Genomic DNA, 24,728 nt, shown 5'->3' with positions numbered 1-24,728 from the left:
CCTAGCGATCGTGTTTCTCGGTTTTGTGATGTTCGGTTTTGCGCGGGTGCTGGAACCCGACTACCTCCAGCATTTTGGAGCTCATCTTCGAGTCCAGGGTCTTTTCCGGCGCTTGCGGGTAGATGTTGCCGCCTTTTGACATCAAAATCCCCCCTTGTTGGCTATCCGAACATCTGTAGTATGTCCAACGCGGGTATTTGACGCGCAGGCAAAATCCTTCCTCTTTCGATCAGCCGTTGAGAGCGGCAAAGCAGCGGTCGACGGCAGCGATCGTCTCCTGGATGTCGGCTTCGGTGTGCGCCGTTGTGACGAACCAGGCTTCGTACTTGGACGGTGCGATGCAGATGCCTTCGTCGAGCAGCAGGCGGAAGAAGCGGGCGAACAGCTCGCCGTCAGCCTGCTGCGCCGTATCGTAATCGTACACGGGCTGGTCGGTGAAATAGACAGCCAGGGCGCCTTTTACCCGGTTGATCTGGACCGGGACGCCGTGCTTGTCCGCCGCCTGGCGAATGCCTTCGCCGAGCATGCTGCCCAAGCGTTCGAACTCTTCGTAGACGCCTGGCTCCCGGAGCACCTCCAGGCAGGCGATACCGGCGCGGATCGAGGCGGGGTTTCCGGCCATCGTGCCCGCCTGGTAGGCAGGGCCGAGCGGTGCCACCTGCTCCATGATCTCGCGGCGTCCGCCATAAGCGCCGATCGGCAGTCCTCCGCCGATGACTTTGCCCAATGCGGTCAGGTCAGGCTCGACGCCGAGCAGGTTTTGCGCGCCGCCGTAGCAGAAGCGAAACGCAGTAATGACTTCGTCGTAGACGACCAGTGCGCCCGCTTCGTGGGCCAGGCGATTTACCTCTTGGAGAAAGCCTGGCTTTGGCTCGACGATCCCGAAGTTGCCGACGATCGGCTCGACCAGCACGCAGGCTGTTTCCGCCCCCCAGACGCGCATCGCTTCAGCGAACGCATCGACGTCGTTGAACGGGACGGTAATCACTTCGTTGGCGATGCTTTGCGGAATGCCCGCGCTGTCGGGAATACCCAGCGTGGACGGACCGGAGCCGGCTGCAACGAGGACGAGGTCGGAGTGACCGTGGTAGCATCCGGCGAATTTTACCACTTTTACCCGTCCGGTATAGGCGCGGGCGACGCGGATGCAGGTCATCACCGCCTCCGTGCCGGAGTTGTTGAAGCGGATGCGTTCCATCGACGGGATCGCTTCGCGGATCATCGTCGCGTATTTCACTTCCCACGGGGTAGGTGTGCCGTACAGTGTCCCGTTTTGCGCCGCTTCCACGATCGCCTGGGTCACATGAGGATGGGCATGTCCGGTGATGATCGGACCATAGGCCGCCAGGTAGTCGATGTACCGGTTGCCGTCGACGTCCCAAAAATAGGCGCCCTGGGCTCGCTCCATCGTGACCGGTGCTCCGCCGCCGACTGCCTTGAAAGAGCGGGAAGGGCTGTTCACGCCGCCTAAAATAACGTCCATTGCCTGCTCGTGGATGCGGGCAGATTGTTCACGCTTCATAATATGGATTCCCCTTTTCTGTACAAAAAGTCCTTCATTATCTTACCACACCAAAACTGTTTTTTTGGCAGTTTGCCTTTTGCACAAATGAGTGCCCTCATTTACACTAACAGATGGCGGATCTAAAGAAGAGAAAGAAAAGGAAGGTATTCCATTCGATGATACAGGTACAGCAATTGCAAAAGGAATTTCGAATCCACCAGGCCAGAGCAGGTCTTGGCGGAGCTTTTCGCGACCTGTTCAGCCGCGAGTACAAGAGTGTAAAAGCGGTTGACGGACTTTCGTTTTCCGTCGCGGAGGGAGAGATGTTCGCGCTGATCGGGGAAAACGGAGCGGGGAAATCGACGACGATCAAGATGCTGACCGGGATTCTCACCCCGAGCGCAGGCGAAATCGTGATCAACGGCTACGTTCCCTACAAGCAGCGGGAGGAGTACGTACGCTCCATCGGTGTCGTTTTCGGACAGCGCTCGCAGCTTTGGTGGGATTTGTCCCCGCTGGAGTCGTTTCGGCTGCTGAAAAACGTCTACAAGGTCGACGACGAAGAGGGAGAAAAGTGGCTGCAGCGTTTGATCGACGAGCTGGACATCGGCCCGTTCGTCAACCAGCCCGTGCGCAAGCTGAGTCTCGGCCAGCGGATGCGATGTGAGATCGCGGCTTCGTTGATACACAAGCCGCGTCTGTTGTTTCTCGACGAGCCGACTGTCGGACTTGACGTACTGGTCAAGCAAAAAATCCGCGAGTTTTTGCTCAGCTTGAATGAGACGGAGCATACGACCATCTTGCTGACTACGCACGATGTGACCGATATTGAAGCGCTCTGCAAACGGGTGCTGGTGATGGACAAAGGCAAGCTGATCTTCGACGGGCTGCTGACCGATCTGAAGGACAAGTGGGGCAATGGCACAGAGGTGTCCTTCCAGATGAAAAAGCGCACCCGCGCCGAGGAGGTCCGCCAGGCGCTGGGCGAGATGCCGTGTGAGATCGAGCAGGTGAATGACTACGCCTTGCGCGTAAAAGTGATGCGCAGCGAAGAGATGCTGCCATTTGTGCTCTCTACGGTGATGTCCACCTTTGAAGTAAGCGACGTGAAAATTGTGGAGGCGAGCACCGAGGATATCGTCCGCAATATTTATTCGGAGGACGCCGAGGTGGCCAACCATGGGTAAACTGTACAGAGAATTGATCCGCATGCGCTTCCTGACGATGCTCGCCTACCGGGTCAACTACTACAGCGGCGTGATCATCTACGGGATCAATATCGGCGCCTACTACTTTTTGTGGGGGGCGATCTACGGGGAGCGGCAGGAGCTGGGCGGGTTGTCCGTCGAGCAGATGACGGCCTACGTGGCGATCGCCTGGATGTCCCGCGCCTTTTACTTCAACAACATCGACACGGAAATCGCCCAGGATGTACGCGAGGGCAAGGTGGCGATCGAGATGATCCGCCCCTACAACTACTTGTCGGTGAAGACGGCGCAGGCTTTCGGGGAAGGGATTTTCCGCCTGCTGTTTTTTGCCGCCCCGGGCATCTTTTTGATCAGTCTGGTCATTCCGTTTCACTTTCCGGCGACAGCCGCGGACTGGGGGCTGTATCTGATCAGTCTCGGCTTCGCGTTTTTGATCAACACGCAGATCAATCTGGTTACCGGCCTGTTGACCTTTTTCCTGTTCCGCAACGACGGCATGATGCGGGCCAAACGGGTAGTGATCGACCTGATGTCCGGTCTGGTGCTGCCGATCAGCTTTTTTCCGGGATGGGCGCAGACGGCGATGGGCTTTCTGCCGTTCCAGGCGATCAACTACTATCCCAGCCTGATTTTTACCGGCGCGGTCGCTCCGGGACGCGCCTGGGAACTGATCGGCCTGCAATGCGTATGGGTGCTGGTGATTCTCGTGCCAATCGCGCTGCTCTGGCGGAAGGCGCGCAACCGGCTCGTCGTGCAAGGAGGGTAACAGATGCAAGCAATACAAAATGCCAAGCACATCATCACGATTTTCGCCACCTATTTGGGGCAGTATTTTAAAACGAGGCTGGCCTACCGGGCGGACTTTTTGGGAGACCTCGCTTCCAACCTGATCTCCGAATTGATCAATCTGGTCTTTATTGTCGTCGTGTTTCAGCACGTTCCTCTGATGAATGACTGGACGAGGGACGAAATCATTTTCATCTACGGATTTTTCCTGATTCCGTACGCGCTGTTCTCGATGTTTTTCGGCTTTTGGGACTTCAACGAGCGATATATCATCCGCGGCGAGATGGACCGCATCCTGACCAGGCCGATCTACAACCTGGCCCAGGTATGTCTGGAGTCGATCGCGCCGGACCGCATATTCGGCGTGATCACGGGCCTGATCATCATGGGCTACGCGGCGATTCAGCTTGATCTTACCTTTACCTGGTACGATCCGTTTCTGTTCATCGGTTTGGTGATCAGCGCGGTTCTGATTTACGGCGGGGTCTACACGGCAATTTCCGCGATCAGCTTTTTCTCCGACTCGCGGACGGGGATTGCGCCGATGATTTACAACATCCAGCAGTACGGACGCTACCCGGTCGATGTGTACAACAAAGTGATCCGCTTTGTCCTCACCTACATCCTGCCGTTTGCGTTCGTCGGGGTCTATCCCGCCGCGTACTTCCTGCGCAAGGAGACCTGGTATGGCTACGCGGCACTGACTCCGTTGATGGGTGTCATTTTCTTTACCCTGGGTATTTTGGTCTGGAACTGGGGCGTCAGCAAATACAGAGGAGCGGGATCGTGATGATCCTGCTCTTTTTACGTTGACATCAGCATCGAGGGTCATTTAATCTATTTCATATTAAATAGATAGGAATTATTAATCATTCATGTCCCGACAACCGTTCGTGAGAGGTGGACCGCTTATGAAATCGTACGCAGAGCAACCAAATGGAGTATTTTCGTCTGTCTGTTCACTGGATTGTCCGGACCAGTGCGGACTGCTTATACACAAGCAGGATGGAAAAATCGTCAAGGTAGAGGGCGATCCGAATCATCCGGTGACACAGGGGAACATTTGCAACAAAGTGCGCAACATGCCGGCACGGCTGTACGACCCGCAGCGCCTCCAGTATCCGCTCAAGCGAGTCGGCAAAAAGGGCGAAGGGGAATTCGAGCCGATCAGTTGGGACGAGGCGATCGAGACGATTGCTTCCAAATGGAAGGAGCTGATTGCCGAAGCAGGACCGCAAAGCATCCTTCCCTACAGCTTTTACGGCAATATGGGACGGCTGAACGCCGAGTCGATGGATTTGCGCTTTTTTCACCGCCTGGGAGCGAGCCGCCTGGAGCGGACGATCTGCAATTCGGCTGGCGGTGTCGGCTACAGCTATACGATGGGCGCTGCCCTGGGGACGGACCCGGAGGATACGGTCCACGCGAAGCTGCATATCATGTGGGGCATCAACACGATCAGCACCAACATGCATCAGGTCGTACTGGCGGAAAAAGCCCGCAAACACGGGGCGAAAATCGTCGTCATCGACGTGCACAAAAACCGTACGGGGCAGTGGGCCGACTGGTTTATCCCGATCCGTCCGGGCACCGATACGGCTTTGGCGCTCGGCATGATGCACGTCTTGTTTGCCGAGGGCATGGAGGATACCGCTTTTCTGGAGAAGTACACAGTCGGGCATGACAAGCTGCGTGAGCACGTGCGCGCCTACGACCCGGCGACAGTATCGGCGATTACCGGGGTGCCCGCAGGGGACATCGTCAAGCTGGCGAGGCTCTACGGGGAGACGTCTCCTTCCTTTATCCGCATCGGCAACGGGCTGCAGCATCACGACAACGGCGGGATGTGCATCCGGACGATCGCCTGTCTGCCGGCGATTACGGGCCAATGGCTGGTCAAGGGCGGCGGAGCGCTCAAAGGCAACAGTGCGTACCTGCTGTACAACAAGCCTGCCTTGCAGCGCCCGGATGTGCTCGCCGATCCCGCGACGCGCAGCATCAATATGAATCAGCTCGGCCAGGCGCTCACAGAGCTGGACCCGCCTGTGCTCTCGCTGTTCGTCTACAACTGCAATCCCGCTCTCGTCGCGCCGGAAGGAAACAAGGTGCGAAGCGGGCTGGCACGCGAGGATTTGTTCACCGTCGTCCACGACTTGTTTGCGACCGAGACGGCGCAATATGCAGACATCGTGCTGCCGGCTACGTCGTCCTTTGAAAACACCGATTTGTACACATCCTACTGGCATCTCTACATGCAGCTTCAGCAGCCGGTGATTGCACCGTACGGCGAGAGCAAGTCGAACGTCGAGGTGTTCCGCCTGCTGGCAAAAGCGATGGGCTTCACCGATCCGATGTTTGCCGACAGCGATGAAGAGCTGATCCGGCAGGCGCTTGATCATCCGCAAAACCCGTATATCCAGGACATCAGCTACGAGACGCTGGCAGCGAACCATTTTGCCAAAGCGCGTGTAACGACGCCTTTTATCGAAAATTTGCCGACGCCGAGCGGACGCATCGAGCTGTATTCGAGCCGCATGGAAGCAGCCGGATACCCGCCGCTGCCGACGTATACGCCCTTGCCGGAAGACAGCAGCTATCCGTACCTGTTTATTCCCGGACCGAACCACAACTTCCTCAACTCGACGTTTTCCAATAACGAGAAGCATGTCAGCATGGAGAAGGTTCCGCGCCTGTACATGAATGAACAGGATGCCCAGGCGGCAGGGATTGCGGACGGCGATCTCGTCCGGGTGTTCAACGACAGGGGAGAATGTGAGCTTGTGGCGACGGTAGGAGACAGCGTTCTGCCAGGCGTCGTCGTCACCCAGGGACTGTGGGCCGACGTGCCGGGCACTGGAGCCCGCCACTTCGTCAATGCGCTTACCCCGGATCGCGTCGCCGACATGGGCGGAGGGGCTACCTTCTTCTCAGGGCGGGTGGCCGTAGAGAAAGGGCAAGTGCAATCTGCTATTGTCAACGGAAAATGAACCGCAGTATAATAAGCATACAACTACACATTCCTTCGGGGCAGGGTGAAATTCCCGACCGGCGGTGACCGTGGAAAACACGGCAAGCCCGCGAGCCTCCCGAGCAGCGATGCGACGGAGTGCAGGATCTGGTGAGATTCCAGAGCCGACAGTACAGTCTGGATGGGAGAAGGATGACGACAGTACGTTTTGACACGTGCTTGTTTGCTTATGCAAACCGGCAAACACGACGGGGGCAGTCTGTGTACAACCAGCCCTGTCTTTGTCATACGCCTGTGAACGCAAAAGCCCTGAGGATTCTTTTTTCCTCAGGGCTTTTTTGTCTGGCAAGCAACATTCACGTGAAAAAATGTAACCTGTTGCCATTCCTCAAGAAGGAGTAGTCAAAATGAGGAGATGGTAAACATGAAAGAAACAGCTTTGCACCAGACGCGCGCAACCCAGCGCCTGGTGACGATTCCTATGCTCGCTGCAGTCGGCTTTGTCTTGCAGTACCTGGAGTTTCCGATTCCGTTGATGCCGTCCTTTTTGAAGCTGGATTTCAGCACGCTTCCGGCTTTGATCGGGGGGCTGATCTACGGACCGGCGGCAGGGGTCATCATTGAAGTGATGAAAAATGCATTGCACATGCTCTTTAAAAATACTGACGGGCTGATTATCGGGGAGGTTGCCAACGCTCTAGCAGGGGGCAGCTTTATCCTGATTCCGGTGATCATGCATCGTTTGCGAAAAGGAAAAGCCGGTTTTGTACTGGGCCTGGCTGCCGGTACGTTGCTGATGACTGCTATCATGGGACTGTTCAACGCCTGGTTCCTGCTGCCAGCCTACGCTGCCCTGTACCAGATGCCGCTGGATCAGTTGCTCGCCAGCTTCGGCGCAAGCAGTGTCTGGTCACTGGTGCTGTACGGAATCGCCCCGTTCAATATCGTAAAAGGTGTGCTGATGGCGGCCGTCGCCTATCCGCTGTACGTCAAGCTGGCTCCCCGTCTGCTGGCGCGAACCATTAATTGACAATGCGCAAAAGACTTGCTAAGATGCCAGATAGAAAGGCAATGACAGGACCCGCAGCCACACAGCCTTGTCCCAGAGAGTCGGCCCCCGTCTGCAAGGCCGATACACAGGCGTGACTGTACCCCATCCTGAAGCCGCCGGCGATGAGCCGTGCCGGGTGCCCGCCGTTACCGGGAACAATGAGTGAATCGCAGCGACAGTTGCGGTTAATCAGGGTGGTACCGCGGAAGTTGATCCTCCGTCCCTATGTGGGATGGAGGATTTTTTGCATTTTGCAGAGCAAAGGAGATGAGCAGTCGATGAAACAGGAAAAATCATTTGTAAAGGAGATCACCCCGCAGTCAGAGGACTTTTCCCGCTGGTATATCGATGCGATCAAGAAGGCGGAACTGATGGACTACACGCCTGTGCGCGGGTGCATCGTGTTCAAGCCGGACGGCTATGAGCTGTGGGAGCGGATTCAGGCCGCGATGGACAAGCGTTTCAAAGAGACCGGCCACCGCAACGCCTACTTCCCGATGCTCATTCCCGAATCGTTTTTCCAGAAGGAAAAGGAGCATATCGAAGGCTTCAACCCCGAGCTCCCCTGGGTCACGGAGGCGGGCGGCGAGCAATTGGAGGAAAAGCTGGCCCTGCGTCCTACTTCGGAGACGATGATCGGGCATATGTACAGCCAGTGGATCCAAAGCTACCGCGACCTGCCTGTGCTGATCAACCAGTGGGCCAACGTCTTCCGCTGGGAGAAGCGGACGATGCCGTTTTTGCGCACCTCCGAGTTTCTCTGGCAGGAAGGACACACCGCCCACGCCACGGAAGAGGAAGCGCGCGAAGAGACGATGCAGATGCTGGAGATTTACCGGGACGTGGTAGAGCAGGAACTGGCCATCCCGGTCTGGAAGGGGCAAAAAACGCCGAGCGAGCGGTTTGCCGGTGCTGTCGATACGTATTCGATCGAAGCGATGATGAAGGACGGCAAGGCAGTCCAGGCTGGCACCTCCCATTACCTCGGAGAAAATTTCTCGCGCGGCTTCGAGATCAAGTACCTCGATCGCGACAACCAGTTCAAGTACGTCCATACGACCTCCTGGGGCAGCTCGACGCGGCTGATCGGGGCGATGATCATGGTGCATGGCGACGACAGGGGGCTTGCCTTCCCGCCGCGCGTCGCACCGACACAAGTGATTATGATTCCTGTCGGGCCGCTCAAGCTGCGTGAACAGGTGATGGCTGCGTTCGATCCGTTGTTTGACGCGCTCAAGGCGGCAGGCGTTCGCGTCCGCGCCGATTTGCGCGAGGAGACGCCAGGCTGGAAGTTCAACGAATGGGAAATGCGCGGGGTGCCAGTACGGCTGGAGATCGGTCCGCGCGATGTGGAAAACGGTCAGGTCATTTTGGCCCGCCGCGACACTGGAGAGAAGGTGACAGTGCCATTGGCAGAAGCAGTCGAGGCTGTGACGAATTTGCTGGCAGACATTCAGCAGCATATGTACCAGCGCGCAGTCGAGTTCCGCGAAGCCAACTCGCATCTGGAGATTGATACGCTGGAGCAATTGGTCGCCCACGTCGCCGCATGCGAGCAGGACAACAAGGTGAGCGGCTGGGTTCTCGCCGGCTGGTGCGGCGACGACGCCTGCGAAGCGAAGGTAAAGGAAGAGACGAAGTTTACCTCGCGCAATATCCCGTTTGAACCGCCGCAGCAAAAGCACACATGCATCACCTGCGGCGAAGTGGCCAGGCATACGGTCTGGTTTGCCCGGGCGTATTGATCTGCCAGTTTCAATAGGAAGCGCAAAAAAGCTGCTGCGATCTGGCTCAGCAGCTTTTTCTGTTTCGATCTGCCCTGTTCTTCTTTCCGCAATTCTCTTACAATGTAGTCATAATTGACTAATAGCTACCCATTTCTGACTAAGGGGGTTGCCGGATGAGGGAACATGCCGAGCTGCTGTTGCGATTTATTATCGATCATACCTTCGACGAGATTTTTATTACGGACGATCGTGGCAATGTGCGGGAAGTCAGCCCTTCCTGCGGCGAGCTGTACGGTGTCGAGGCTCAGGACCTGTTGGGACAAAATGTGTACCGCCTGGAGGAAGCGGGGGTGCTCCGCCCATCGGTCACGGCGCTCGTCCTCACCACGCGAAAAAGGCAGACGCTCGTGCAGCAAACAAAGACGGGCAGACAGGTCGTCGTATCCGCTTTTCCGGTTTTTGACGAGGCGGGAAGTCTGCTTGGGACGGTCAGCTTTTCCCGCGACATTACGGAGCTGGAGCAGTTGAAAAAAAGAAATGACCAGGTCGCCCAAACGATACTGCACTACCAGAAAGAGATCGAGGAGCTGCGGACCAAGCAGGTGCAGGGACTGTTTCTCCCCGAAGGCAAAATGAAAAAAGTGCTGGAGGTCGTATCGAAGGTGGCCGACCTCGATGTCACGCTGCTTTTGGAAGGCGAATCGGGCGTGGGCAAAAACCGTCTGGCGCACATGATTCACGAGATGTCGGAGCGAAGGGGTGAGCCGTTTGTCGAGGTCAACTGCGGGGCGATCCCGGAATCGTTGATCGAAGCGGAACTGTTTGGCTACGAGGAAGGCTCATTTACCGGAGCGAAAAAGGGTGGCAGAATCGGTTATTTTGAAGCAGCCGGACGCGGCACGCTGTTTCTCGACGAAATCGCCGAACTGCCATTGCATCTACAGGTAAAGCTGCTGTCGGTCCTGCAAAACCAGACTGTCACTCGCGTAGGCGGAACGGACAAGATCAGGCTGCATTGCCGGATCATCTGCGCCACAAACCAAAATCTCGAACAACTGGTGGAAGAGAAAAAATTTCGCAAAGACCTGTTCTACCGGATCAACGTCATCAAGCTCACGATCCCGCCGCTGCGCGAGCGTCGCAATGAAATTGTTCCGCTCATTTACGAGATCACCGAGGAGTGCAAGGCGAAATACAAGATCAACAAGCAGCTTGCGCCGGGCTTTGTCGACTGGCTGACACAGCAGGAATGGCCGGGGAATGTGCGGGAGCTGCGCAATTGTATCGAAAACGCGATGATTACCGCAAACGGTCCGTATATCGATTTGCCCCAGGATTTGCTGGAGGACAGAAACGAAGCGGTACGAGAGGAAGAAATCGGCTATCACCAGTACATGACAGCGATCGAGCGGGAATTTATTTCCCGGATGTACAAAAAGTACCCGAGCAGCGTGCTGTTGGCAAAGCATCTGGGCATCAGCCAGTCGACGGCCAACCGCAAAATCAACGCCTACGTTCGCAAACAGGGTAGTCAAACATGACTACGAATATCTGAATTTTCCGCAATATCCCGATTGGCACGGTGATTGCTACTGAGTATGGCAGTCCAAAAAGGAGGGATTATTGCATGAACCACAAGTATTCTCCGGTCGATTCACAGCAATCACCGCGCTTTACCGGGGTCAAAACCTTTATGCGGCTGCCTCATGTCCGGACAGAGGAGGACATCGACTTTGCCGTCGTCGGCGTTCCGTTTGACACGGGAGCGAGCTTCGCCGTCGGGACGCGCTTTGGGCCAGAAGCCGTACGCTCGATGTCTGCGCTGCTGCGCCCGTACAATCCGGGGCTCGAAGTCGATATTTTCCGTTACTGCTCAGGCGTGGACTACGGCGATCTGGCAGTCAATCCCGGCTATATCGAAGAGTCGTACGAATGGATCGTGGAACAGCTCGGCAAGCTGCTTGCACATCAGGTCGTTCCGATTTTGATCGGCGGCGATCATTCCGTCTCGCTGCCCCACCTGCGGGCGATGGCCAGACAGTACGGAAAAGTAAGCCTCGTCCATTTTGACTCTCATGGCGATACGTGGGATTCCTACTTTGGCAAAAAGTACAACCACGGCACCGTGTTTCGCCGGGCTGCCGAAGAAGAACTGGTCGATCCGTCTCGCTCGATCCAGATCGGGATGAGGGGAAGCCTGTACGGACCGGATGACTTGAAGGACGGGGAAGGATTGGGCTACCGCATTATCACCACCGATCAGCTCAAGCAGATGACGCCTGAAAGGCTGGGAGAAGAAATTCGCAAGCGCGTCGGCGACAACCGGGTGTTTGTTTCCTTTGACATTGATTTTCTCGACCCGGTGTACGCGCCGGGCACAGGAACACCGGAGATCGGCGGGTTTACTACTTACGATGCACAGCAGTTTGTCCGCCAACTGACAGGGCTGCATATCGTCGGCTTTGATCTCGTCGAGGTTTTGCCAGACAGGGACCCTGCGCGGGTGACGAGTATGGCCGCAGCCAATATCGCCTACGAATTTATTTCGCTGGTTGCCTGGAACAAGCGGGCAAAGACCGGCGTACAAACGGGAGGGGATGTACATGGTCAGCGGAATTGATGTCTCCGTCATGCTCGTGTATTTGGCGGTTTTGGCGATCATCGGCTTTGCCAGCGTCCGGTCGGTAAAAAACCACCATGACTTTCTGGTCGCCGGCGGGAGGTTGGGCTATGGACTGTACGTGCCGGCGATGGCTGCCGTTGTCCTGGGTGGGGCATCCACCCTCGGCGGCTCCGGCCTGGGATACACGTACGGCATCTCCGGCATGTGGCTCGTGCTGATGATCGGGCTTGGCATTACCGGCATGGGTGTGCTCTTCGCAAAACCGCTCAGCCGGGTGCGGGTATACAGCGTCAGCGAACTGCTGGGCAATCGGTTTGGCCCGGGCAGCAGGATGATCAGCGCGGTAATCATGGCCGTGTACGACCTGATGGTATGCGTGACCGGGGTAATCGCGATGGGAATTGTACTGTCGACACTGTTCGGGCTGTCTGACACGACAGCGATTGTCCTCGGCGGCTTCGTCGTCCTGATGTATACGATTGTCGGCGGGATGTGGGCCGTGACGCTGACGGATGTGATCCAGTTCTGGGTGATGACGCTCGGCCTGATAGGTTTGCTGCTGCCGATCGGACTGTATCATGTTGGCGGCTTTGGCGGCCTTTTGCAGCAAGTCGATCCGGCGCACGTACAGCTTTTGAATCTGGGAGAGTCTCGCATTTTTGCTTATTTTCTTCTGTACTTTTTCGGTATGATGATCGGCCAGGACATTTGGCAGCGGGCCTTTACGGCGAAAAGTGAAACGGTATTGCGGAGAGGTACGATCTACGCCGGGCTGTACTGCATCGTCTACGCAGTGGCGGGCGCTTTGATCGGGATGACGGCAAGCGTGCTGATCCCCGGCTTGGCTGATCCGCAGCAGGCGATCCCGCAAATGGCGCTCCAGTACCTGCCTGTCGGTCTGTTCGGTCTGGTGATGGCAGCCATTGCCTCGGCGGTGATGTCGACCGCCTCCGGGACGATCATGGCTTCGGCGACGGTCATCGTCAATGACCTGTTCCTGCCGTATGCCAAAAAGGAGTACAGCGACCGCGCCAAGCTCAACCTGACGCGCCTCGTTTTGCTGATCGCCGGAGCTTGCGCCATTATGATTGCTGCCTGGCTGAAAGATATTGTCGTCGCTTTGGATGTAGCCTACGCGCTGCTGACGGGCAGTGTGTTCATCCCGATCCTCGCCGCCTTTTTCTGGAAACGCGTAACGGCACGGGTCACACTGTGGTCAATGGCAGTCAGCGCCGTCGTCGTCATCGCTGATTTGAGCATCGAAGGGCTGGCTTCGCTCAATGCGATCATGTTTGGCATAGCGGCTTGCGGTATTACGATGCTGGTCGGGACGTGGATCACGTCAAGGCGTTCAGTGGACGACAACGCATCGATATAGAGAAAAAGTAGAAAAAGTGGAGAGAATACCTGCTGTCCCTAAAGCCTCAGACTTTGCCCGTCCCTTGGCAAGCCGTGCAGTCCAGTACGTGAACAGATTCAAAACCAGGCGCAAAAAAGCCTCTGCCTGAACAGTCCGGACATATTCCCCTCTCGATTCGTTTCTCCCGCCGTTTTTCTTTTCGATCGCCAAACAGATTGAACATGCCCATGCAGCTCACCCCATTGTCGTTTTTCCTAGTATTCGCTGGCGGCAAGCTGCCCTATTCTCTGCGTTCGGCAAGCCCTTCCCTGACGCTTGATGGCATAAAAAAAGCGCCTTTCCCTCAAGCAAAGACGCGTTCTGTCAAACCTTCAATTTTTGGTGGATTCCATGCCCAGCACCCAGTCGCGAAAACGGGCTACGTCGGTAAAGCGATGATCCGGTTCGGGATCAAATGAACCTGCATCCTGCGTCACGTCAAGCCAGTTGACACCTACAGTGACAAGACCCGCTGCTTTTCCGGCGAGCACATCGGCGTTGCTGTCGCCCACGTACATCGTCTCATTCGGAGACAGTCCCATTTGCTGCATGGCGGCGAGGATTCCTTCGGGATGCGGCTTTGGCTGCGATACCTCGTCACCGGTAATGACCACTTCAAAATACGAGTCCAATCCCCATTCCCGCAGCGAAATATCTGCACTATTGCGTCCTTTTCCGGTGACGACACCCATGCGAATTCCTTTTGATTGGAACAGCGCGAGCATCTCCACAATCTCGGGCGGATTGGTCACGCGATGATGCTCCTCTGTGTATCTGTCGTAAAAATAAGCGAGTCCCGTATCAAACTGGTCAGCGGGCAGCAACTGTTTCAAAATGACCGTTTCAGTAGGGCCGAACAATGAGAGAATCTGCGAGTCCGAGTAGTGCTTGCCCAGGAACTGTTGGAGAGTGGAGCGAAACGAGGTGAAAATAAGCGGCAATGTATCCGCTATCGTCCCGTCAAAATCGAACAAGATATGGCGCACGTTTGGTCCTCCCTTTTCCTAGACGAAAAGAAAACCATCTCGCCTGCTGATGGTTTTCTTGCTGTCTGTACTGTCTGCGTGGCGATTATGTGTTTGTTCCTATTCGTCGAGCGGTTCCTCAAACGCTTCGTCACTGTCATTGACAGGTTCGGCGGGTGTGAGCGGAAAAATCACGTGGAAATACTTCATTTTCCGTCTTCCGGGTTCGTTTTTCAGTCCCTTGTACTTCTTGATAATTGTGTTCAATTCGGTAACCATTTCGTTTCTTTCATCTTGACTCAGATAAAGTTCGGTAATATTAAAAGCGAAAGTGTTCTTGTACTCTTTGCGCATATCTTCATCGCTTTGCACAAAGCGGTTTAGTGTACGCAGGAGGTCTTGCTCCGTAGTGCGAAAAGGGGTAAACATGACGTCGCTGAGCTGCTGTGCATTTTCTTCAATCATCACCTGCAGCTTGACCTGAATGACCTTGGCAACCGGCTCGTAATACTTCTCGACGATCGAGCCCTTTACCCGGGTATCGACCTGTTCGAGCAAACCGACGCGCACCAGTTCTTTTACATGATAGTGCAGACGGGCGGCGTTCTCTCCCAGCTCAGTCGCAATTTGTTTGGCCGTGCGAGGCTCCAGGTCTTCAAAAAGTTCCAAAATTTTCACGCGTTCGGGAATCGCCAGCGACTTCAGCGCTTCTGGGTCTGTTACTTCATAAATTTCTTTCATGCCGTATAATCACCATCCAACTGACCAGAACAATTTTTATAATTCTTAACTTTATCACTCAATTCTATCGTTTTCTGACAAAAAGCGCAACGTATAGACAGGATGAAGTGGCAATCAGCTTGTGATAAAATGGAAGCACGAGATTGCACACAAAGGAAGGGATAGCATGATTGAAACCGGTCAAAAGGCGCCTGCCTTTACCTTGCAGGCAAACGACAACCAGACGATATCACTTTCACAGTATCACGGGAAGAATGTGGTACTTTATTTTTATCCAAAGGACATGACGCCTGGCTGCACGACAGAAGCGTGCGATTTCCGCGATTACCACCCGATGTTTGCCGAGCTGAATACTGTCGTGCTGGGGATCAGCCCGGATGGAGTGAAGTCGCACGAGAAATTTGTCGCCAAGCACGAGCTGCCGTTTCCTTTGCTGGCTGACCCCGAGCACCAGGTCGCGGAAGCCTACGGGGTATGGGTGCTGAAAAAAATGTACGGCCGCGAGTACATGGGCATCGAGCGCAGCACGTTCGTGATCGACAAAGAGGGGAATATCGCCAGGGTGTGGCGCAAAGTAAAAGTGAAAGGGCATGTGCAGGAAGTGCTCCAGTTTATCAAAGAGGAGCTGTAAGCCAGCCCGCAATCAAAGGCACTCTGCTGAGGAGGAAAAGAGAATGAGTGTATCTGTACCGTACATAATCGATACTTTTTGCCAGTTGGCGAACATTCCGAGTCCGTCCGGTCATACCGCCAACGTGATGAACTGGGTCGGACAGGAGCTCGACAAGCTCGGCGTGAAGTACAAGCGCACGAACAAAGGCGCGATTCTCGCCACGCTGCCCGGACGCGACAGCAAGAAGGCACGTCTGCTCACCGCCCACGTCGATACACTGGGCGCGATGGTGAAGGAGATCAAGGCAAACGGCCGATTGAAAATCACCCTGATCGGCGGCTTTACGTACAACGCGATCGAAGGCGAGCACTGCCTGGTCGAGACATCCGGCGGCCGCACCATTACCGGGACGATTTTGCCGACGAAAGCCTCCGTGCACGTGTACCGCGAATCCGGGAAACTGGAGCGAAACGAAGCGAACATGGAAGTGCGCCTCGATGAAAAGGTGAGTAGCAAGCAGGATGTGCTCGACCTCGGGATTCGCGTCGGCGATTTCGTTTCGTTTGATCCTCGCGTTACCGTGACGGAGAGCGGGTTTATCAAATCCCGCCACATCGACGACAAGGCCAGCGTCGCGATTTTGCTCGGCGTCCTCAAGCATTTGCAGGAAACAAAGGAAGCGCTGCCCTACACGACGTACTTTTTCATCAGCAACAACGAGGAGATCGGCTACGGCGGCAATTCCAGCATCCCGGCTGAAGTCGTCGAGTACGTGGCCGTCGACATGGGGGCGATCGGAGAGGGTCAGACGACAGATGAGTATTGCGTCTCGATCTGCGCCAAGGATTCTTCCGGCCCGTACCACTACGGTCTGCGCCAGCATATGACCGAGCTCGCCGAGCAGAACAAGTTGTACTACCAGGTCGACATCTACCCGTATTACGGCTCGGACGCCAGCGCCGCTCTGCGCTCCGGCTACGATATTGTACACGGCTTGATCGGCCCTGGCGTAGATGCGTCGCATTCGCATGAGCGGACTCATCGCGATGCGCTGGATAATACGGCCAGGCTTGTGCTGGCGTATCTGTACTCCGACGTGATGCAGGCGTAGGAGGGGAAAAGCGATGAGCGACATGTACCGGTGGACGGACTATTACGATTTGACGCAGCAAGGGATTGCCGGCGACGTGGACTTTTATCTGGACATGGCCCGCCAGGCGGGGGGAAAGGTGCTGGAGCTGGGCTGCGGCACGGGGCGGATCAGCATTCCGCTGGCGCAGGCGGGAATTGAGGTGACCGGTCTCGACCTGTCGTCTGACATGCTGGAAAAGGCGCGTGCCAAAGCGTCGGAAAGCGGCACAGGCGACAACCTGCGGCTTATGCAGGGCGACATGCGCAACTTTCAGTTGGAGGAGCGTTTTTCGCTGATTATGATTCCGTTCCGCTCGTTTTTGCACCTGCTGCATATCCATGAACAGATGAAAGCGTTGCGCTGTATTCGCCAGCATCTCGCCCCAGGCGGCAAATTCGTGATGAACGTGTTCGTGCCCAAGATCGAGCATTTTGTAGAAGAGCGGGAAAAAATGTCCCTGCGCGGAACGTATCGCCTGGAATCCGGGGAAGAAGTGACGATGTGGGACTATACTCGCTACGACCACTTCCAGCAGTTGGCGGAGGTGACGCGCATCTACGAGCGCTGCGATGTAAACGGCGTCGTGACAGAGCGCGTACAGGGGCGGTTTACGCTGCGCTACATCTATCCGGCAGAGCTGCATCATCTGCTGCGCCTGAACGGCTTCAAGGTACTGCAGCGCTACGGCAGCTTTGGCAAGGCGGCGTTTGACGCCAAAAGTACGGAATTGATTCTGGTTGCCGAAGCGACTCCGTAATTGATGGAGTGTACCAAATTGAAACAAGGGAGGGTGTTCCATGAAAATTTATACGAAATCGGGGGACAAAGGAGAGACGTCACTCGTTTCCGGAGTGCGCGTACCGAAGTTTGCCGACCGCGTAGACGCCTACGGCACGTGCGATGAGGCCAATTCGCAGATCGGTCTGGCGCTGTCGCTATTGCCTGCGGGAGAGGAATGGGCAGCTTCCCTGCGTTCGACTTTTCACGTGATTCAGACGAAGCTGTTTCACGTCGGAGCCGAGTTGGCTACGCCTGAGGGCAAAGAGGTGGGCTGGCCGATTGCCGAAGAGGACGTCACTTACCTGGAAGAGAGTATCGACAAACTGGCTGCCGACCAGCCGCCGCTGACCAATTTCATCCTCCCTGGCGGCCATCCTGCTGCCGCCGCTTTTCACGTCGCTCGCACCGTCGTCCGCAGAGCCGAGCGAAAAGCGGTCCATGTGGCACAGCAGGAGCAGGTCAACAGCGCTGTCGTCAAGTATTTGAACCGCCTGTCCGACTACCTGTTTGTCGTGGCACGGCATGTCAATGTGCAGACCGGAACAGCGGAGCAGTACTTGCATGAATAGGAGTATGGAAGCGTCGGAGCTGCTTGCTTTTGTCGAAGCCTCCGACATCGCGTACAAGCGTGCCTTTTCACGCATGGAGCGGCGATTGTGGGGCATTTTGTTCTGGAATGAAGGAAACCCCGGACACTACGATGCCAATCACGCCCATCTGTCCGGCACGGTGTCGGATGAGGAGGAGGCTGAGAGGATCGTTCAGGAGATCGTTGCCTTTTTTGCCTCCAAAGCCATCATACCGCGCCTGTACCTGTATGCACCCGAGAGGATGGGGCCACTGCTGGACGTCCTCGGAAGGCATGGCTTTCGCACGGAAACACTCCCTTCTATCGTGCAAGTATGGCAAGGGAAGCTGGCAGAAGCGCCACCTGTACCCGGAATGAGCATCGAGCCTGTCACCCGTGGCAACTACGAAGATTGCCTGCTGGTCGAATCCGTGCCGGAGCTAGGCGGAAGGGAAATCAGGGAGGAGTCGTTTGCGTGTGAATTCGCTCATCCAGCTTTTTCACACTTCCTGCTGCGTGTAGCGGGAGAGCCTGCTTCTGCTCTTTGTCTGCTGCAGGAAGGAAGTGTCTTTCGCATCGAGAATGTGGCTACTCTGCCAGCCTATCGGGGCAGGGGACTGGTCGGCCACCTCATCCGCCACGCCCAGGAGCAGTTTGTGCAAAAAGGCGGCAGCCGGTTATGGGTCTCCCCGATCGATCAGCGGGTGGAGAGGGTGTACAGCCGCTATGGATTTTCCACCGTCGGCAAGTTTTCGATGGTACACGCTTTTCGCGGCGGAAAAGGCATTCTGGAGCTTCGTTGAAGGATAGACAGACATACCGGCAAATCACAGCCCCTGCGCATAAAAAGGTGCAGGGGCTGTCTGTTTGCACATTTTATCGCTTCAGATAGGTAGCGATACCCGGACCGAACGGAATTTTGTCCGTGGAAAAAGTCTCGTACAGCTTTTGGTCGTCCCGGCAAAAATTGCCCTCCACGAGCATCGTAAGCTGGGTGTTGGTGATCGGGAAAAAGGAAAAGCCCTCCATGAGATTGACGACAGGCTTCATCAGCGGAAGCGGGATGTGCATTTTTCGGACCCGCGGCTTGCCCAGCACTGCACCGATTTCGTCCAATATCCGTCCGTAGGAGATCGGCTCCGGTCCGCCTGTCTCAAAGACTTGATTAAGCGCTGCGTCCGAGGTCAGCGCCTGGACAAATACGTCAGCGACCGTCTCGCGCGCTACCGGCTGCAGCAAATAGGAGCCGTCTCCGATTACCGGTGTCAGCGGGAGACGGACCAGATCTGCGAGCATGTTGACGAACTCGTCTCCTGGTCCAAAAATGACCGATGGACGGAAGATTACGTACGGGATGCCGCTGTTTTGCACGAGCTGCTCAGCCTCGTATTTTGTCTTGTGGTAGTCGCTGGTGGCATTTTCGCGTGCCCCGAGAGCGCTCATATGGACAAAGCGCTTGACTTGCGCTTGGCGGGCTGCCTCCAGGATGTTTCGCGTCCCCTCCACGTGGATGCGGGGAAACGTAACCCCTTTGGAAGGCCGCTCGCGAATGATCCCGACCAAGTGAATCACTGCATCGCATCCCTGCATCCCGCGAACCAGGGAAGGCAGGTCGAACAGATCGCCCGTAGAAAGTTCCAGACCTTCTGTGTCCACTGCATCGCCCGCGACTTTTGCTTCCGAGCCTGGCCGGACGAGACAGACCGTGGTGATTCCGGCCTGCTGCAGCCGGGCGCGAATTCCTTTTCCTACAAAACCGCTTCCCCCTGTGAGAAATACTTTCACCTGGCATCCCTCCCCAAAAGATCGTTTGTGTTCCTTCCATTATACACCATTTGTCCAAGGCAGATTTTTTCGAGGTCGGGAGCCGTCGCATCGGGAGATTGTCGTGTTGACTTCTAGCTGTATAATGATAGAGGAAGGGGGTTATACCAATGGCACAACGAAAAGTACCCGTCGAGGACATTCTCGACACCTTGCATCAGCTGTACCCGGATGCCCATTGCGAGTTGAACTACCGGACACCGTTCGAATTGCTGATCGCGACGATCCTGTCGGCCCAGTGCACCGACAAGCGTGTAAATGAAATTACAGCCCCCATGTTCGAGCGCCTCAATCAGCCTGAGCATTACCTTGATCTGACTCAGGAAGAGATGGAAGAGCACATCAAGGGGCTTGGGCTGTATAAAAATAAAAGCAAAAACATCCTGGAGACCTGTCGCATTCTGTACGAGAAGTACAACAGCGAGGTCCCGCAAACGCACAAGGAGCTGGAAGCGCTGCCCGGCGTGGGCCGCAAGACAGCCAATGTCGTACTCTCCAACGCCTTCGGAATTCCGGCGATCGCCGTCGATACCCATGTGTTTCGCGTCGCCAACCGTTTGGGTCTGGCGAAAAGCGACAACGTCGATGAAGTCGAGCGGCAACTGATGAAGCGGATCCCCAAGGAAAAATGGTCGGATGCCCACCACTGGCTGATCTGGCACGGGCGCCGAATCTGTACCGCGCGCAATCCGCAGTGCGGCGTCTGTCCGTTGCAGTCGATGTGCCGCTTTGCGCAGAATGAAGCGAAAAAGGCCAAACCAAAGGCTGCACCGAAAAAGAAAAAGGCGGCAGGATCGGCGCGATCGCAAGTATAGGGACGGGCCATCCAGAAAAAATCCGCCTAATTCATATTGACAGTTTTCGTTAGTTAGACGTACACTTATTTAAAGTAATTCTAATCAATGACACAAGTTCTGTCTTGCGAAAGACTGTGAGGTGCAACAACAATGACACAGCGCGTAGAAAAAGCTGTTGAAATCCTAAAAAATACCGGGGTTCGGATGACACCTCAGCGTCACGCCATTTTGACGTATTTGCTTGATACGATGACCCACCCGACTGCTGACGAGATCTACAAAGCATTGGAAGGGAAATTCCCCAATATGAGTGTTGCTACCATATACAACAACCTTCGCGTGTTCAAGGACGCAGGTTTGGTCAGGGAATTGACGTACGGTGATGCGTCCAGCCGATTTGACGCAAACGTAGAAGAAGATCACTACCACGCGATTTGCACAAAATGCGGTTCGATCAGCGACTTCCACTTCCCGTATTTGCGTGATGCGGAGGAGTCAGCCGCAAAAGACGTAGGATTTCAAGTTACCGGCCATCGTATGGAGGTTTATGGAATTTGCGAATCATGTCAGACCAAACCCCACTAGGCCTCATTTTTCCATGGAACTCTCTTCATTGACGGATCGATCCGTTGGCGAGGAGAGTATTTTTTTGCGTCCAGGTGTAACATTTTGTCGAGTGGCACGTCTTTTCACATAATTTGTAACAGGCCAAAGGTTGTGAATCGCTCTAATCTCTTATATGATGTGAACGAGTTGACAGTTTTCGGCATGATTTTTGGACAGGAGGTGTGTAGCGATGTCACCCAGAGAACGGGATGTGACCATTCGTCCGCGCAGAAAGCGCAAGCGTCTGCGACAATTTTTTCTCACGTTTTTGCTCTTTACGATCGTACTGTGTGGTGCCGCATTCTGGTTTCTGGAATGGAAGCCGTCCAATGCACAAGTGAAAGCGTACGACGGTGCCGACCGTGTGATTGTTTACGAAGGCACTCCGCTTGAAGGTTCCTATGTACTGGAGTCGGATCAGGTGCTGCTGCCTTTTGATTTCGTAAAGGAAGTGATCGATCCGTACCTGTTTTGGGACGAACCGACGCAGTCAGTCATCATCACGACGAAGGACAAGGTGCTGCGCTTGCCAAGCGATCAGGTCACCGCGTTTTTGAACAAACAGCCGATCGATTTGCAAGTGCCGGTCCAGGAAATAGACGGCGTGCGCTACGTGCCGCTGGAACCGCTCGAAGCATTGTACGATTACGCCTTTACCCTGCTGGGAGAAGGCAGCGTACTGGCGATTGAAAAAGAAGGGTACGCCGTACAGCAGGCGCAGGTGACTGGCGAAGACGAGGTCAAGATGCGAACAGGTCCGTCCCATCGGGAACCGATTGTGGCAAAGCTGTCCGCAGGGGAGACAGTCGATCTTCTGCGCGAAGAAAACGGCTGGTACAGCGTGTTTACGGCGAAAGGCATCGTCGGCTTTCTGCCCAAGGATGCAGTGGCTCTCACACAGGTACGCCAGGTGAAGCTGGAGGCCGAGCCGCGAAAGCAAACAGCCGGATGGAAGCCAGTCGGGCAAAAGATCAACCTGGTCTGGGAGCAAGTCGTCAGTCGCAACCCGAATACGGCGGAGATCGGACCGATGCCGGGAGTGAACGTCGTATCGCCTACGTGGTTCGAGCTGACGGACGCCGAGGGAACATTGCTGAACAAAGCCGATCCGGCGTACGTGAGATGGGCCCATCAGCGGGGGTATCAGGTCTGGGGGCTGGTGACAAACGGTTTCAACCCGGATTGGACGACAGCCGTGCTCAGCAACTACGAAAAGCGGGAAAAGCTCGCCGCGCAACTGATCCACTATGCGCATATTTACAATCTGGACGGGATCAATATCGACTTTGAAAACGTCTATTTGGCTGACAAGGAGCGGCTGGTGCAGTTTGTGCGGGAGCTGACTCCGTACTTGCATGAGCAAGGGCTGACCGTTTCCATTGATGTGACGATCAAATCGACGGCGGAGACGTGGTCGATGTTCCTGGATCGCAAGGCGCTCGCCGAGGTGGTCGATTACGTGGCAGTTATGACCTATGACGAGCACTGGGCTGCCAGTCCCAAGGCAGGTTCGGTCGCCTCACTTCCGTGGGTGGAAAATGGTCTCAAGGGAGTTTTGGAGGAAGTGCCAGCCGACAAGCTGTTGCTCGGGGTTCCGTTTTACACCCGTTTGTGGACGGAGGCGCCGCAGGCAGATGGCAGCGTCAAGGTAAGTTCGCGTGCCTTGTATATGAGCGGTGCCCAAAACTGGATCAAGGAGCGCAATCTCACGCCTGTTTTGGATGAAGCGTCAGGCCAGCACTACGTCGAGTACAAGGACCCCGCAGACGGAAATACGTACAAGATGTGGCTGGAAGATGCGATGTCGATGGAAAAGCGAATCGAATTGGTTCACAAGTACGATCTGGCCGGAGTAGCAGCATGGCGCCGGGGATTTGAACTGCCGGAGATTTGGACGACGATTGACGCCGGTTTGTCCGGCAACTGAGGAAGACAAGACAAAAGCCACCTGCTGGTTCGCCCATGCGAATGACAGCGGTGGCTTTTTTGTACAGCTTTCGGTCGCGAAAGCCGCTTATTTGTCTCAAAGGATCGCTACGTCTGCTTTTGCGGCTGTTCGTCTTCCAACAGGAGCGGTTGTCCGCAAAACATACAGGCGTCTTCTTTTCCAAGCATTTTGGTCACCTTTTGGCAGGAAGGACAAGTTACCTGTGGCGCCGAGGTGGAGATCATGCCGGAAATCATAAATAGTACCGTGCTGGCCATTGTGAGCAAAAAACCGATGATCAACAGACAAGTCATAAAGAAGTAGGAGCCTTTCAACAATGGGCCGAGCAAAGGGATAAAGTCCAGGTATCCAGCAAAAAACGCGTAACCGGCGTACATGAGCACGAGACCGATTACCATGCTCCAGTTGCCCCACGTACGCATGCGTTTGATTTTACTCAGACGTTCCGTTTTTTTCATTCATCATTCCTCCTGCCCCTTAGTATAGCACAGAAAGGATTGATCTGTTGACAAGCAGGAAAGAGAAAGAATCTGTAGAATCCATACAACTATCAATTTTTTGGGAGAAGGGGTGCGAGATCATCATGCGACCGGATGAGAGCGAAAAAACCTATCTGGAAATGCTTCATAGCCGTACCGATGTCCAGGCAGTGTTGATGATGCCTGATTCGGGTCCGCATATGACGTATCGCGAAGGAACCTTCTACCTGCTTGTGTTGAACCAGCCGCTGGACGATTTCGTGATTCGCTGTCTTCATGTTCAGGACAAGCTGGTGGTTGAGCAGCACATCAGCAGTTGGCATGTGGAGCGCGGGATCGTCGAGGGACTGGACGAACAGGTGGCAGCGCTCTTGCAACAGGCTGTCATCGTTTGGGAAAAGGACGAGTATATCAGTCGCGTGCGGGAGCGTTTGTGCAGTGTCAGCAAGGACAGGCAAAAGAAGCACATCTGCCGCGAATACTCCCGGGTGCTGCGGTTTTTTTATGAGACAAAGGAGTACGTGCAGCAAGGTATGTTGCTGGACGCCTACGATTCTTTGGTCAAGTCGATGCAGGCGTGGGCGAGGCATATCGTCTACGAGGCAGGGCAGCAGCCGACAGCAGCGCTTTGGTCACAGGTAAAGCAGCTCGAGCCGTCCGTCTATAAGTTGTACGAAGAGCTGTCGCATAGTACGGAAGCATTGCACAAGCGAATTGATTTGCTGGTGCTGGCAATTGAGTTCTGGCTGTCGTCCAATGTCAAGGAGTCTGCCTGTTTCCTGGTAAAGGTGATGGCGACCAAGACCAGCCCGTGGAGACTGTCCGAACTGCTTCAGCATCAGGACATTCGAGGGGTTGGTCTGGAAATACCACTTTTGCTTGAAAAAATGGTGCAGCGCTCCTTGGTGCAGGAAGTCGTGATTTCATGCGATGATGCTGCGTACAAGGAAATTGGCTTTATATTGTCGGAGTAAAAGTTTTTAAATACTGTTGACTTCTTGGTAGCAAA

The 24,728-nt window shown here is 55.2% G+C and carries 24 protein-coding genes and 1 riboswitch; of the genes, 18 read left to right on the top strand and 6 right to left on the bottom strand.

All coding sequences use genetic code 11. The features are described from left to right. Position 1: 1 nt before the first annotated feature. The gene (locus ACAF76_RS17290) at positions 2-142 is read right to left on the bottom strand and encodes a hypothetical protein (RefSeq protein ID WP_400164718.1); all 141 of its coding nucleotides are present in this window, start codon (positions 140-142) and stop codon (positions 2-4) included. 87 nt (positions 143-229) lie between these two features. After that, positions 230-1,522, bottom strand: a complete 1,293-nt coding sequence (locus ACAF76_RS17285; protein WP_400164717.1) for a glutamate-1-semialdehyde 2,1-aminomutase — start codon at positions 1,520-1,522, stop codon at positions 230-232. Positions 1,523-1,680: 158 nt separating this feature from the next. On the opposite strand from ACAF76_RS17285, the gene ACAF76_RS17280 reads away from it, so the two are divergent. The 9 genes from ACAF76_RS17280 to ACAF76_RS17240 all read left to right on the top strand — a co-directional run bounded on the left by ACAF76_RS17280 (position 1,681) and on the right by ACAF76_RS17240 (position 13,245). Next, complete coding sequence (locus ACAF76_RS17280; RefSeq protein ID WP_400164716.1) at positions 1,681-2,691, top strand: ATP-binding cassette domain-containing protein; 1,011 nt, start codon at positions 1,681-1,683, stop codon at positions 2,689-2,691. Continuing rightward, complete coding sequence (locus tag ACAF76_RS17275; protein ID WP_400164715.1) at positions 2,684-3,478, top strand: ABC transporter permease; 795 nt, start codon at positions 2,684-2,686, stop codon at positions 3,476-3,478. Before ACAF76_RS17280 ends, ACAF76_RS17275 begins: the two co-directional genes overlap by 8 nt. Positions 3,479-3,481: 3 nt before the next feature. Then, positions 3,482-4,288 carry an ABC transporter permease gene (locus ACAF76_RS17270; RefSeq protein WP_400164714.1) on the top strand — a complete coding sequence of 269 codons (807 nt, stop codon included), beginning with the start codon at positions 3,482-3,484 and terminating at the stop codon, positions 4,286-4,288. A 121-nt stretch (positions 4,289-4,409) separates the two neighbouring features. Further along, on the top strand, positions 4,410-6,485 hold the full coding sequence (locus ACAF76_RS17265) for a molybdopterin-dependent oxidoreductase (protein WP_400164713.1): 2,076 nt from the start codon (positions 4,410-4,412) through the stop codon (positions 6,483-6,485). A 27-nt stretch (positions 6,486-6,512) separates the two neighbouring features. Beyond that, a riboswitch (FMN riboswitch) is annotated at positions 6,513-6,663 on the top strand. Positions 6,664-6,890: 227 nt separating this feature from the next. After that, positions 6,891-7,496 carry an ECF transporter S component gene (locus tag ACAF76_RS17260; protein ID WP_400164712.1) on the top strand — a complete coding sequence of 202 codons (606 nt, stop codon included), beginning with the start codon at positions 6,891-6,893 and terminating at the stop codon, positions 7,494-7,496. 299 nt (positions 7,497-7,795) lie between these two features. Next, positions 7,796-9,262 carry a proline--tRNA ligase gene (gene proS / locus ACAF76_RS17255; protein WP_400164711.1) on the top strand — a complete coding sequence of 489 codons (1,467 nt, stop codon included), beginning with the start codon at positions 7,796-7,798 and terminating at the stop codon, positions 9,260-9,262. A gap of 155 nt (positions 9,263-9,417) precedes the next feature. Continuing rightward, positions 9,418-10,785 (top strand): sigma-54 interaction domain-containing protein, encoded by a 1,368-nt coding sequence (locus tag ACAF76_RS17250; protein ID WP_400164710.1) that lies wholly within the window; start codon positions 9,418-9,420, stop codon positions 10,783-10,785. An 86-nt stretch (positions 10,786-10,871) separates the two neighbouring features. Continuing rightward, positions 10,872-11,864, top strand: a complete 993-nt coding sequence (gene speB, locus ACAF76_RS17245) for an agmatinase (protein WP_400164709.1) — start codon at positions 10,872-10,874, stop codon at positions 11,862-11,864. Continuing rightward, complete coding sequence (locus tag ACAF76_RS17240; protein WP_400164708.1) at positions 11,848-13,245, top strand: sodium:solute symporter family transporter; 1,398 nt, start codon at positions 11,848-11,850, stop codon at positions 13,243-13,245. Before speB ends, ACAF76_RS17240 begins: the two co-directional genes overlap by 17 nt. A gap of 353 nt (positions 13,246-13,598) precedes the next feature. Here ACAF76_RS17240 and ACAF76_RS17235 read toward each other — a convergent pair whose 3' ends face one another. Together ACAF76_RS17235 and ACAF76_RS17230 are read right to left on the bottom strand one after the other, a co-directional pair. Next, positions 13,599-14,252: an HAD family hydrolase gene (locus ACAF76_RS17235; RefSeq protein WP_400164707.1), complete on the bottom strand. Its 654-nt coding sequence runs from the start codon at positions 14,250-14,252 to the stop codon at positions 13,599-13,601. 99 nt (positions 14,253-14,351) lie between these two features. Next, positions 14,352-14,972, bottom strand: coding sequence for a helix-turn-helix domain-containing protein (locus ACAF76_RS17230; protein WP_400164706.1), 621 nt, complete (start codon positions 14,970-14,972; stop codon positions 14,352-14,354). 166 nt (positions 14,973-15,138) lie between these two features. Between ACAF76_RS17230 and bcp the strand changes: the two genes are divergently transcribed. From bcp to ACAF76_RS17205, 5 genes are read left to right on the top strand one after another with little or no spacing between them, the layout of a single operon-like run. Continuing rightward, on the top strand, positions 15,139-15,603 hold the full coding sequence (bcp, locus tag ACAF76_RS17225; protein ID WP_400164705.1) for a thioredoxin-dependent thiol peroxidase: 465 nt from the start codon (positions 15,139-15,141) through the stop codon (positions 15,601-15,603). A gap of 43 nt (positions 15,604-15,646) precedes the next feature. Further along, on the top strand, positions 15,647-16,696 hold the full coding sequence (locus tag ACAF76_RS17220; RefSeq protein WP_400164704.1) for a M42 family metallopeptidase: 1,050 nt from the start codon (positions 15,647-15,649) through the stop codon (positions 16,694-16,696). Between the two features lie 13 nt (positions 16,697-16,709). Further along, positions 16,710-17,474, top strand: coding sequence for a class I SAM-dependent methyltransferase (locus ACAF76_RS17215; RefSeq protein ID WP_400164703.1), 765 nt, complete (start codon positions 16,710-16,712; stop codon positions 17,472-17,474). Between the two features lie 40 nt (positions 17,475-17,514). Beyond that, positions 17,515-18,066, top strand: a complete 552-nt coding sequence (locus ACAF76_RS17210) for a cob(I)yrinic acid a,c-diamide adenosyltransferase (protein ID WP_400164702.1) — start codon at positions 17,515-17,517, stop codon at positions 18,064-18,066. After that, the gene (locus tag ACAF76_RS17205; protein ID WP_400164701.1) at positions 18,059-18,868 is read left to right on the top strand and encodes a GNAT family N-acetyltransferase; all 810 of its coding nucleotides are present in this window, start codon (positions 18,059-18,061) and stop codon (positions 18,866-18,868) included. Before ACAF76_RS17210 ends, ACAF76_RS17205 begins: the two co-directional genes overlap by 8 nt. Before the next feature lie 73 nt (positions 18,869-18,941). Here the strand turns inward: ACAF76_RS17205 and ACAF76_RS17200 are convergent, their stop codons facing one another. Next, a complete protein-coding gene (locus tag ACAF76_RS17200; protein ID WP_400164700.1) occupies positions 18,942-19,850 on the bottom strand; it encodes a complex I NDUFA9 subunit family protein in 909 nt (302 codons plus the stop codon). 149 nt (positions 19,851-19,999) lie between these two features. Here ACAF76_RS17200 and nth point away from each other — a divergent pair, with 149 nt between their 5' ends. The 3 genes from nth (at position 20,000) to ACAF76_RS17185 (ending at position 23,219) form a co-directional block, all read left to right on the top strand. Continuing rightward, the gene (gene nth, locus ACAF76_RS17195; RefSeq protein WP_400164699.1) at positions 20,000-20,704 is read left to right on the top strand and encodes an endonuclease III; all 705 of its coding nucleotides are present in this window, start codon (positions 20,000-20,002) and stop codon (positions 20,702-20,704) included. Positions 20,705-20,836: 132 nt separating this feature from the next. Then, entirely contained in the window at positions 20,837-21,271 is a 435-nt protein-coding gene (perR, locus tag ACAF76_RS17190) for a peroxide-responsive transcriptional repressor PerR (protein ID WP_400164698.1), read from the top strand. A gap of 211 nt (positions 21,272-21,482) precedes the next feature. After that, positions 21,483-23,219, top strand: coding sequence for a glycosyl hydrolase family 18 protein (locus ACAF76_RS17185; RefSeq protein ID WP_400164697.1), 1,737 nt, complete (start codon positions 21,483-21,485; stop codon positions 23,217-23,219). A 107-nt stretch (positions 23,220-23,326) separates the two neighbouring features. On the opposite strand, the gene ACAF76_RS17180 is transcribed toward ACAF76_RS17185, so the two are convergent. Then, positions 23,327-23,698 (bottom strand): YgzB family protein, encoded by a 372-nt coding sequence (locus tag ACAF76_RS17180; protein WP_400164696.1) that lies wholly within the window; start codon positions 23,696-23,698, stop codon positions 23,327-23,329. A gap of 125 nt (positions 23,699-23,823) precedes the next feature. On the opposite strand from ACAF76_RS17180, the gene ACAF76_RS17175 reads away from it, so the two are divergent. Beyond that, positions 23,824-24,693 carry a hypothetical protein gene (locus tag ACAF76_RS17175; protein ID WP_400164695.1) on the top strand — a complete coding sequence of 290 codons (870 nt, stop codon included), beginning with the start codon at positions 23,824-23,826 and terminating at the stop codon, positions 24,691-24,693. Positions 24,694-24,728 lie beyond the last annotated feature (35 nt).

Origin of the sequence: Brevibacillus sp. TJ4, assembly GCF_044627595.2 — a bacterium.
In the GTDB taxonomy this organism is placed as follows: Bacteria; Bacillota; Bacilli; order Brevibacillales; family Brevibacillaceae; genus Brevibacillus.
Note: the sequence above shows the minus strand (reverse complement) of the source record. Positions and strands in the feature narration are given on the sequence as shown.

Coding starts and splice junctions, on each gene's coding strand:
- ACAF76_RS17185 (WP_400164697.1), top strand. CDS start 21,483: ATGTCACCCAGAGAACGGGATGTGACCATTCGTCCGCGCAGAAAGCGC.
- ACAF76_RS17260 (WP_400164712.1), top strand. CDS start 6,891: ATGAAAGAAACAGCTTTGCACCAGACGCGCGCAACCCAGCGCCTGGTG.
- bcp (WP_400164705.1), top strand. CDS start 15,139: ATGATTGAAACCGGTCAAAAGGCGCCTGCCTTTACCTTGCAGGCAAAC.
- speB (WP_400164709.1), top strand. CDS start 10,872: ATGAACCACAAGTATTCTCCGGTCGATTCACAGCAATCACCGCGCTTT.
- ACAF76_RS17220 (WP_400164704.1), top strand. CDS start 15,647: ATGAGTGTATCTGTACCGTACATAATCGATACTTTTTGCCAGTTGGCG.
- ACAF76_RS17205 (WP_400164701.1), top strand. CDS start 18,059: ATGAATAGGAGTATGGAAGCGTCGGAGCTGCTTGCTTTTGTCGAAGCC.
- ACAF76_RS17265 (WP_400164713.1), top strand. CDS start 4,410: ATGAAATCGTACGCAGAGCAACCAAATGGAGTATTTTCGTCTGTCTGT.
- ACAF76_RS17275 (WP_400164715.1), top strand. CDS start 2,684: ATGGGTAAACTGTACAGAGAATTGATCCGCATGCGCTTCCTGACGATG.
- ACAF76_RS17250 (WP_400164710.1), top strand. CDS start 9,418: ATGAGGGAACATGCCGAGCTGCTGTTGCGATTTATTATCGATCATACC.
- perR (WP_400164698.1), top strand. CDS start 20,837: ATGACACAGCGCGTAGAAAAAGCTGTTGAAATCCTAAAAAATACCGGG.
- nth (WP_400164699.1), top strand. CDS start 20,000: ATGGCACAACGAAAAGTACCCGTCGAGGACATTCTCGACACCTTGCAT.
- ACAF76_RS17215 (WP_400164703.1), top strand. CDS start 16,710: ATGAGCGACATGTACCGGTGGACGGACTATTACGATTTGACGCAGCAA.
- ACAF76_RS17285 (WP_400164717.1), bottom strand. CDS start 1,522: ATGAAGCGTGAACAATCTGCCCGCATCCACGAGCAGGCAATGGACGTT.
- ACAF76_RS17180 (WP_400164696.1), bottom strand. CDS start 23,698: ATGAAAAAAACGGAACGTCTGAGTAAAATCAAACGCATGCGTACGTGG.
- ACAF76_RS17175 (WP_400164695.1), top strand. CDS start 23,824: ATGCGACCGGATGAGAGCGAAAAAACCTATCTGGAAATGCTTCATAGC.
- ACAF76_RS17280 (WP_400164716.1), top strand. CDS start 1,681: ATGATACAGGTACAGCAATTGCAAAAGGAATTTCGAATCCACCAGGCC.
- ACAF76_RS17230 (WP_400164706.1), bottom strand. CDS start 14,972: ATGAAAGAAATTTATGAAGTAACAGACCCAGAAGCGCTGAAGTCGCTG.
- ACAF76_RS17290 (WP_400164718.1), bottom strand. CDS start 142: ATGTCAAAAGGCGGCAACATCTACCCGCAAGCGCCGGAAAAGACCCTG.
- proS (WP_400164711.1), top strand. CDS start 7,796: ATGAAACAGGAAAAATCATTTGTAAAGGAGATCACCCCGCAGTCAGAG.
- ACAF76_RS17210 (WP_400164702.1), top strand. CDS start 17,515: ATGAAAATTTATACGAAATCGGGGGACAAAGGAGAGACGTCACTCGTT.
- ACAF76_RS17240 (WP_400164708.1), top strand. CDS start 11,848: ATGGTCAGCGGAATTGATGTCTCCGTCATGCTCGTGTATTTGGCGGTT.
- ACAF76_RS17270 (WP_400164714.1), top strand. CDS start 3,482: ATGCAAGCAATACAAAATGCCAAGCACATCATCACGATTTTCGCCACC.